Annotated in this window: 7 protein-coding genes; 5 read left to right on the top strand and 2 right to left on the bottom strand. The window is 38.8% G+C overall.

Annotated features, from left to right (window positions below; translation table 11 throughout):
* The first annotated feature begins 74 nt into the window (after positions 1 to 74).
* Together AC52RT_RS01000 and AC52RT_RS00995 are read left to right on the top strand one after the other, a co-directional pair.
* Positions 75 to 1,388, top strand: a complete 1,314-nt coding sequence (locus AC52RT_RS01000) for a DEAD/DEAH box helicase (protein ID WP_495539029.1) — start codon at positions 75 to 77, stop codon at positions 1,386 to 1,388.
* 21 nt (positions 1,389 to 1,409) lie between these two features.
* Positions 1,410 to 2,306: a deoxyribonuclease IV gene (locus AC52RT_RS00995; RefSeq protein WP_495539028.1), complete on the top strand. Its 897-nt coding sequence runs from the start codon at positions 1,410 to 1,412 to the stop codon at positions 2,304 to 2,306.
* Positions 2,307 to 2,347: 41 nt separating this feature from the next.
* On the opposite strand, the gene AC52RT_RS00990 is transcribed toward AC52RT_RS00995, so the two are convergent.
* Positions 2,348 to 2,608, bottom strand: coding sequence for a DUF2624 family protein (locus tag AC52RT_RS00990; protein ID WP_495539027.1), 261 nt, complete (start codon positions 2,606 to 2,608; stop codon positions 2,348 to 2,350).
* Between the two features lie 165 nt (positions 2,609 to 2,773).
* Here AC52RT_RS00990 and AC52RT_RS00985 point away from each other — a divergent pair, with 165 nt between their 5' ends.
* Genes AC52RT_RS00985 through AC52RT_RS00975 form a run of 3 tightly spaced genes read left to right on the top strand, consistent with a single transcriptional unit; the run spans position 2,774 to position 4,845 of the window.
* Positions 2,774 to 3,553, top strand: coding sequence for a metal ABC transporter ATP-binding protein (locus tag AC52RT_RS00985; protein WP_495539026.1), 780 nt, complete (start codon positions 2,774 to 2,776; stop codon positions 3,551 to 3,553).
* A 14-nt stretch (positions 3,554 to 3,567) separates the two neighbouring features.
* Entirely contained in the window at positions 3,568 to 4,407 is an 840-nt protein-coding gene (locus AC52RT_RS00980) for a metal ABC transporter permease (RefSeq protein ID WP_495539025.1), read from the top strand.
* A gap of 12 nt (positions 4,408 to 4,419) precedes the next feature.
* The gene (locus AC52RT_RS00975; protein ID WP_495539024.1) at positions 4,420 to 4,845 is read left to right on the top strand and encodes a Fur family transcriptional regulator; all 426 of its coding nucleotides are present in this window, start codon (positions 4,420 to 4,422) and stop codon (positions 4,843 to 4,845) included.
* A gap of 20 nt (positions 4,846 to 4,865) precedes the next feature.
* On the opposite strand, the gene AC52RT_RS00970 is transcribed toward AC52RT_RS00975, so the two are convergent.
* Entirely contained in the window at positions 4,866 to 5,447 is a 582-nt protein-coding gene (locus AC52RT_RS00970) for a 5' nucleotidase, NT5C type (protein ID WP_495539023.1), read from the bottom strand.
* Between the last annotated feature and the right edge of the window lie 63 nt (positions 5,448 to 5,510).

Below are 5,510 nucleotides of genomic sequence, written 5' to 3'. Positions count from 1 at the left end.
TCCATCATTTATTATACTAATAGGACATGCCAGAGCGACCGAAGGGCACGCTTTGTTGATAAAGGAGTTTTCTCATGAAACAAAATCAATTTGATAAATACGAATTAAAGAGCTATCTGCTTGAAGCTGTGAACGAGTTGGGCTTTACGAAACCAACCGAAATACAAGACCGTGTCATTCCTACCGTGTTAAAAGGTACAAGTGTCATCGGACAGTCACAAACAGGAACAGGCAAAACGCACTCTTATTTGCTGCCGATTATGCATAAAATTGATCCAACTAGACAAGAAGTACAAGCTGTTATTGCTGCTCCTACACGTGAATTAGCTACTCAAATTTATAAAGAAGCACTTAAAATTGCGGAACATTTCCCCGAGGATGCCCCTTTGCAGATCAAAAGCTATATCGGCGGTACAGATAAACAGCGAATGATTGATAAGTTAAAAGTACAGCCTCAGCTTGTTATCGGGACATCCGGCCGAATTAAAGATTTAGTCGAAGAGCAGGCACTACTGGTCTATACAGCGGATATGCTGGTCATCGATGAAGCAGATTTAATGCTGGATATGGGCTTTATTGAAGATGTTGACCGTTTTGCTTCTAAAATGGCTAAAGATCTTCAAATGCTTGTTTTCTCTGCAACAATTCCAGATAAATTGAAACCATTCCTTAAAAAATACATGGAAAATCCTAAACATATTCAAGTTGATCCTAATCAGGCAACTGCAGTGAAGATTGAACATGTTCTGATTCCATTGCGCCATCGTGACCGGATTCAATTACTGCATGATGTTATTGTTAAATATAATCCGTATATTGGTATTATTTTTACCAATACAAAGAAAATGGCGGATAAAGTAGCAGATTCCTTGATTGAAAAAGGATTACGTGTCGGAAGAATTCACGGAGATTTAACGCCTCGTGAGCGTAAGCAAATGATGAAACAGGTTAACAATCTTGATTTTCAATATATTGTAGCAACAGATTTAGCTGCAAGGGGTATTGATATTGAAGGGGTAAGCCATATCATTAACTTCGAGCTTCCGCCAGATCTTGATTTCTATATCCATCGTACTGGCCGTACTGCCCGTGCAGGCCATTCAGGGATTGCTGCTACCATTTACGATACACCGGATGAAGATGCACTTAATAAGTTAGAGAAAATGGGTGTTACGTTTAGTGACGTTGATCTAGTCAAAGATGAATTCGTAAAACTCGGCGATCGTAATAAGCGTAAAAAACGTAAAAAAGTTGAAAGTGTTATCGATGAAAAGGCGAAAAGAGTCGGCATAAAACCTACAAAGGTTAAGCCAGGCTATAAAAAGAAACATCAGCGTGAAGTAGAAGACTTCAAAAAACGCGAACGCCGTCTTCAAAGAAAGAAATAGGTTACTGAAGGAGTTTTACGTATGTTGAAAATTGGTTCACACGTTTCGATGAGCGGGAAGAATATGCTGCTAGGTTCAAGTGAAGAAGCCGTTTCTTATGGAGCAAATACGTTTATGATCTATACAGGAGCACCGCAAAATACAAGACGGAAAAGCATTGAGGACTTAAATATTGAAGCAGGCCGAAAACATATGGCTGAGAACGGTATTGAAGAAATCGTTGTTCATGCACCGTATATCATAAATATTGCGAATACCACAAATCCAGCGACGTATGAATTAGGTGTTAATTTTCTTCGCAGTGAAATGGAACGTACTGAAGCACTGGGAGCGGGACAAATTGTTCTTCATCCTGGGGCTCATGTAGGCGCAGGTTCTGACGTAGGAATTAAAAGGATTATCGAAGGCTTAAATGAAGTACTGACGCCGGAGCATAATGTCCAGATTGCCTTAGAAACAATGGCTGGAAAAGGGACAGAGTGCGGCAGAAGCTTTGAAGAGCTTGCGATGATTATGGACGGCGTTCATTTGAATGAAAAATTGTCCGTTTGTTTTGATACTTGTCATATTCATGATGCAGGCTATAATATTGTCGAAGATTTTGACGGAGTTTTAAATGAATTTGATAAGATTGTTGGTATTGACCGTCTTAAGGTCCTTCATATCAATGATAGTAAAAATCTTACCGGCATGAGAAAAGACCGTCACGAAAATATTGGGTTTGGTCATATTGGTTTTGATGCATTGAGTTATATTGTCCATCATCCACAGCTGCAAATGGTACCTAAAATTTTAGAAACTCCATTTGTCGGTGAAGATAAAAAAGATAAAAAAGCTCCTTATAAATTTGAAATTGAAATGCTCAAGAACAAACAGTATGACAAAGAACTGCTGACGAAAATTATGAATCAGCAGTAAATGTAGAACAGTAACCAATCTTGGTTACTGTTTTTTTAATGTTAGAAGTTAGAAATCAGTTGATTAAAGACATGTTCGATTTGAATAGCCGTCTTTTTTCCAGCAACCGCAGAAATTTGTTCGAGTACAGTTTGTCTTTGTCCGCTGTCAAAAATGTTGATATTTTTCCCTGCTAAAATAGTCGTAATATCCTCTGCCTGCTTAGTAGTCAGCTGGACATTATATTGAGCAGCAATGGAGAGTAATTCATATGGTTGGATCCGGTTGATTTTATGGTTAACCATCGTTTCAAATAATTTCATTTGGTACCTCCTCATTTTCTCTTTTTTAACATATGAATGTACAGCTTGATTGTTGAACCAAAATGAATAGGAGGATTCTTTTCCTACTGACAGGCCAACTACCTTTACAACGACAACAGCTTCCGTTATACTATTTTAGTAAATCGTAATGATTCTTAAAAAAAGGTGATCAATCTGAATAATTATAGTAATGAGCCAATTGTACAGGCTAAGAATCTTTCTTTTAAATATGCCAAGGATTTAGTTCTTGAGAATATTACCCTGGATGTTCCAAAGGGTGCTTTTTTAGCGATTGTTGGACCAAACGGATCAGGGAAGTCAACACTGCTCAAATTGCTTCTGGGCTTAAATAAGCTGCAAAAAGGGAGTATCACTTTATTTGGTGAAAATATTCGGGATTTTAAAGACTGGCAAAAGGTAGGCTTTGTGTCACAGAAAGCAAATTCATTTAATACTGGTTTTCCAGCCACTGTTTTTGAGGTAGTGCAAAGCGGGTTAACGAAAAAAATCGGCTTATTTAAATTCATCACAAAAGAACATAAACAAAAAGTGAAAAAAGCACTTGAAGCAGTCGATATGCTGGATTTCCAGCATCGAAGCATTGGAGAGCTTTCCGGAGGTCAACAGCAGCGAGTTTTCATTGCCCGTTCATTAGTTAGTGAACCGGTCTTAATGATCTTGGATGAGCCGACTGTTGGTGTTGATTCAAAGAATGTGCATCAATTTTATGAGATGCTCGAAATGATGAATAAACAACTAGGAATCACCCTGATTTTAGTGACACATGATGTTAGTATTGTGTCGGATAAGGTTTCGCACGTTGCTTGTTTAAACAAAACTCTGCATTTTCACGGAGATGCGACTGAATATAATCAATTGACTGAAGAGGAGCTATCAGAGGTATATGGCCATGACATAAAGCTCCTCAGTCATAATCATGAATAAGGTGGAGGCAATCAATGATTTCGGCTATACTGGACTATGAATTTTTGCAAAATGCATTCCTTACGGGGATTATCATCGGAGCACTGGCTCCTATGATTGGTGTGTTTGTTGTCGTGCGGCGCATGTCAATGATTGCCGATGCATTGAGCCATGTTGCCCTAGCGGGGATTGCATTCAGCCTCTTATTGGAAAAAAGCTTTGTTTCTTTAGCGGGCTTAAATCCACTTTATCTGGGGATGGGTTTCTCTGTTGGAGGTTCGCTTTTTATTGAAAAATTGAGAAGTGTTTATAAAAATTATCAGGAACTTGCCATTCCTATTATTTTATCGGGCGGAATTGGACTGACCGCTATCTTTATTTCCGTTGCTGATGGTTTTAATGCCGATCTTTTCGGTTATTTATTCGGAAGTGTTAGTGCTGTTAGCCGTGCAGATTTATGGTTAATTGCAGGGGTTGCACTAAGTGTAGTCGTTATATTCTTTTTCTTATACAAAGAACTCTTCTTATTATCATTTGATGAAGAACACGCTAAAGCCTCAGGTTTGCCGGTGAAGGCGATTCATTTTATCTTTATCGTTATGGTCGCATTGGTCATTGCTGCATCCATGAGGATTGTAGGTGTTCTCCTGGTGTCATCTTTAATGACCATCCCTGTTGCAGCAAGTCTCCGTTTTGCAAAAGGATTTAAGCAAATGATTACTTATTCTGTTATCTTTGGAGAAATCTCTGTCATCGGTGGTTTGGTTTTATCCTATTATCTAGATTTGGCGCCGGGCGGAACGATTGTGCTCATCGCTGTCTTAATACTTATTGCTTCGATTTTGTTCGATAAATATAAAACTCGGTTTGCATAATGAGGTGAGCATATGAATGTTTCTAGAGCTATGGAAATATTGAAAGAAGAAGGCTATAAGCATACCGGTAAGCGCGAAGAGATGTTAGAATTTTTTTCGGCAAGTGATAAATACTTAACGGCAAAAGACGTGCTGGAGAAAATGAAGGAAAACTATCCGGGATTAAGCTTTGATACGATTTATCGAAATTTATCATTGTTTGTGGACCTAGGTATTTTTGAAATGACGGACTTGGCCGGTGAAAAGCACTTTCGCTTTACCTGTGGACATAAGGACCATCATCATCACTTTATCTGCATGGGATGCGGGAAAACAAAAGAAATTGATGCCTGCCCGATGAATGGGCTTAAAGAAAATCTTCAGGATTATGAAGTTTCCGGACATAAGTTTGAAATATACGGCCGCTGTCCAGAATGCAGCGTACTAGTGAAAAATTAAAAAATGCCTGAATGACTTGTTCATTCAGGCATTTTGGTGTCCTTCAGCCAGTTCTCTACCCATTTACGGGCTTCAAACCAATGATTGACGCGAATAACTTGCTCTGGGACTGGACCTTGATTATATGGGGTATTAAACAAAATCACAGGGATCTGACATTCCTCGGAAATCGTTACAGCATTGTCATGCTTGTCCTCGAAGAACAAATCAATATTGAGTTTCTTAGCCATTTCTATCTTGTCGTGTGACCCAATTAAGTCGATTTGGTGATAGCGTAGTTTATTCGTTGAAAACCATGTTTCGGTGACATCAATCAGATCTTGTCTGCGAGCGCTGATAAAATAAAGATCCGCATACTGCTCGAATTTCTCCAAACATTCCCTTGCACCATCCACCAACTGAGATTCCGAATAAATCTTCGGTTCCGAATCATGAAACCAAGCAGCAAAGTCCGAGGGAGAAACATCCACAAACGGATTTAAATCATATGTATTAATTTCTTCATACGTTAACGCCATATTAAATGCTTTATTAAGATAAGGTACCATCGTATCTGGCCGCGTAATTGTGCCATCAATATCAATTCCAAATCGTTTTTTCATGCCTGCAGCTCCTTATGAAAGAATCCATGTCTAAGTGTACCACAAGCAAAAACAAGCCGCACT

This window comes from Peribacillus sp. (assembly GCF_059453735.1).
Note: the sequence above shows the minus strand (reverse complement) of the source record. Positions and strands in the feature narration are given on the sequence as shown.